The organism is bacterium (assembly GCA_021372775.1).
Lineage (GTDB): Bacteria > Acidobacteriota > Polarisedimenticolia > J045 > J045 > JAJFTU01.
This window is the reverse complement of sequence record JAJFTU010000380.1, coordinates 1-2,795: the sequence shown is the minus strand read 5'-3', so window position 1 is coordinate 2,795 and position 2,795 is coordinate 1. Positions and strand designations below refer to the sequence as shown.

The following is a 2,795-nucleotide window of genomic DNA, read 5'->3' as shown; positions in this document are numbered from 1 at the left end:
GCGCGATCCGCGCCAGCGCCTCGGTCGCCCGCGCCTCGCGCAGGTAGCCGAGCCCCTCGGCGGCCGTCTCGCGCACGCTGGGGTCCGAATCGTCGAGCGCCTCGATGAAGCGGCCGCCGGCGCGCGGGTCGCCGATCCGCGCGAGGGCGATCAGCGCCGAGCGCCGGTCGATCGCCGCCGGACGCCGCGACCAGGCGAGGAGAAACGGCGTCGCCGACTCGTCGGCCAGCGCGCCGAGCGCGCCGAGCCCGACGACGCGGCCGTCCGGGGAGCGGCGCGGGATCTCCTGCGCCAGCGTGGCCGCGGCCGGCGGACCGAGGGCCCCGGCGATGAAGTCCACCGCCGTCGCCTCGGGGCCGGCGGCGAGGGTCGGGGTCGCGCCGCGGAGGGCGAGGGCGGGGGCCTCGGTGTCGCCGGCGACGGCGAGGGAGTGGAGCACGGCCATCGCCCGCGTGCCGGAGGAGCGGTTGAGCTCGGCCTGCAGCGCGCCGACGGCGTCGGGACCGCGGATCAGGCCGAGGGCGACGGTCGCGGAGAGCCACGTCGCGTCGTCGCGGCGGGCCATTTCGGCGGCGATCGTCGGGACCGCGGAGCTGCCGACCGCGGCCAGCGCCTCGGTCAGCGCCTCGCGCGTCCCGTCGTCGTTGGCGGCGCGGATCCGCGCGAAGAGGTCGGCCACCCGCTCGGCGTCCACCGATTCGACGCGCGTCTGTCCCGCCGCCGGGGCCAAGGCCGCGGCGAGGACGACGAGGAACATGGCGAGACGCCGGCGCACCACGCAACGGACACTAGCAGCGCGACTTAGGCGCCGCAAACCCCCCGGCGCGATTGTTTTCTCTCGGGGTTTGTTTTCGCCCTGCGTTTGCTGTAAGTTTCCGTCGAAGCGCCCTCGCCGCCTCCGCCGCGCCATGCGGCGGCCGGCTTCGGCGTCAGGCGACGCGCGCCGGCGCGGACCGCCCGACGGGAGGACAGCCCGTGGCCCTCACCAAGCGCCAAAAGCAGATCTACGACTACATCAACCAGTTCATCGGGGAATTCGGCTACTCGCCGAGCCTCGAGGAAGTGGGGCGCCACTTCGGCCTCTCGTCGGTGGCCACGGTCCACAAGCACGTCACCAACCTCGTGCGGAAGGGGCTGCTTCGGCGGAGCTGGAACCAGAACCGCTCCATCGAGGTCGTCTCGGAAGACCAGGCCCCGCGCGCGGTGGACATCCCGCTCCTCGGCCTCATTCCGGCCGGCCGGCCGATCGAGGCGATCGAGCAGCGGGAATCGCTGGCCGTGCCGTCCTGGCTGGTCGGCGTCGGCCGCACCTACGCCCTCAAGGTGCGCGGCGACTCGATGATCGACGAGCAGATCAGGGACGGCGACTACGTCGTCGTCGAGGAGCGTCGCTCCGCCGAAAACGGCCAGCTCGTCGTGGCGATGGTCCACGGCGAGGACGTCACGCTCAAGAAGTTCTACCTCGAAGGGAACATGGTCCGGCTGCAGCCGGCGAACCGCGACTACGAGCCGCTGATGGTTCCCGCGGACGGGATGGAGATCAAGGGAGTCGTCCGCGGCGTCGTGCGGAAGTGCTGACGTGGCTCTCGCGCCGCGCGGAACCGGGGGGACGGGGGACGACGCCGCTGAAGCGCTGAGGTTCGTCGTCGCCCCCGCCGAGCCGCGGCACTTCCGCCGCGCGCGGGTCATCGTTCAGCAAGATCCCGCCGTCTGCGTCCACGTGGCCTCGACGATCCCGCCGGCCGGCGCCGGCGAAGGGATCGCCCGCCACTGGGCCATCCTCGAGGGAGGCCGGACGATCGGCCTCGTCCAGCAGTACCGCGGCTTCACGTGGGCGGTCGAGCGGCCGCGCCGCGGGGATCCGCGCCTCGGCCCCGCCGTCGCCGACCTGATCGCCCGCGCCGCCTTCGCCCCGACGGAGGTCTGCTTCGGCCCGGAGGGGGAGGTCCGCGACGTCCTCGACGCGCTGCGCCTGCGCGGCCTCGATCTCGTCGAGCTCCGCCGGCAGGAAATGATGTCCTGCCCCGCGCCGCTCGAACCGCCCGAGTCGCCACCGGGGTTCCAACTGCGCGCCGGAACGAGGCGCGATCTCCCCTGGCTGCTCCGCGCCCACGCGGCGATGTGCCTCGAGGACCTCGGCGTGGACCAGGTCGCCCGCAATCCGGACGGCTACGCGCATTACTTCGAGGGGCTGGCCCGGCGGCGGCGGGTCTTCGTCGGCGAGCTCGACGGCGAGCGGGTCTTCAAGTGCGAGATCGCGCAGGAGAGCGACGCCTCGTGGCTGATCGAAGGGGTCTACACCGTCCCCGCGGTCCGCGGGCGGCGGCTGGCCACGGTCGCCATGGCCTGGCTCTGCGGGCTCGCCGCGGCGAAGCGGCGGCTCCCCTGCCTCTACGTCCACCGCCGCAACGAGGCGGCGATCCGCGTCTACCAGCGGGTCGGCTTCCAGATCGTCGCCCCCTGGGCGACGGCGATCGTCGGCCGCGAGACGCGCCGTCCGCACGCCGCGCTGGAATATTGATCGGCCGCCCCGGCGTGCTACGATCGCCTTCCCCCGCCGTCGGGGGCGCGCCGCCGAGGCGCGCGAGGAATCGACCGTGGACACCAGCTTCATCCTCAACTTGGTCCTGGGTTTCATCGCCGTCTGGCTCGTCGGCGTCGTCGTGTTCGCCTTGATCAAGGCCGCCGACAAGAAGTACGACCCGCTGCCGCCGGAGCCGCTCGAACATCACGGCCACGGCGACGAGCACGGGCACGAGCACGGCGCCGAGGCGCACGCCGAAGCGCAGCACTGA

Annotated in this window: 4 protein-coding genes; 3 read left to right on the top strand and 1 reads right to left on the bottom strand. The window is 73.4% G+C overall.

Translation table 11 applies throughout. The annotated features are described in order from the left end of the window. Nucleotides 1-778 (bottom strand): HEAT repeat domain-containing protein (locus LLG88_12535; GenBank protein MCE5247731.1); only part of this gene is annotated, 778 nt, incomplete at its 3' end. 197 nt (nucleotides 779-975) lie between these two features. Between LLG88_12535 and lexA the strand changes: the two genes are divergently transcribed. The 3 genes from lexA to LLG88_12520 all read left to right on the top strand — a co-directional run bounded on the left by lexA (nucleotide 976) and on the right by LLG88_12520 (nucleotide 2,795). Beyond that, nucleotides 976-1,578: a transcriptional repressor LexA gene (lexA, locus tag LLG88_12530; protein ID MCE5247730.1), complete on the top strand. Its 603-nt coding sequence runs from the start codon at nucleotides 976-978 to the stop codon at nucleotides 1,576-1,578. A gap of 1 nt (nucleotide 1,579) precedes the next feature. Beyond that, a complete protein-coding gene (locus LLG88_12525; GenBank protein ID MCE5247729.1) occupies nucleotides 1,580-2,521 on the top strand; it encodes a GNAT family N-acetyltransferase in 942 nt (313 codons plus the stop codon). 76 nt (nucleotides 2,522-2,597) lie between these two features. Next, the gene (locus tag LLG88_12520) at nucleotides 2,598-2,795 is read left to right on the top strand and encodes a hypothetical protein (GenBank protein ID MCE5247728.1); all 198 of its coding nucleotides are present in this window, start codon (nucleotides 2,598-2,600) and stop codon (nucleotides 2,793-2,795) included.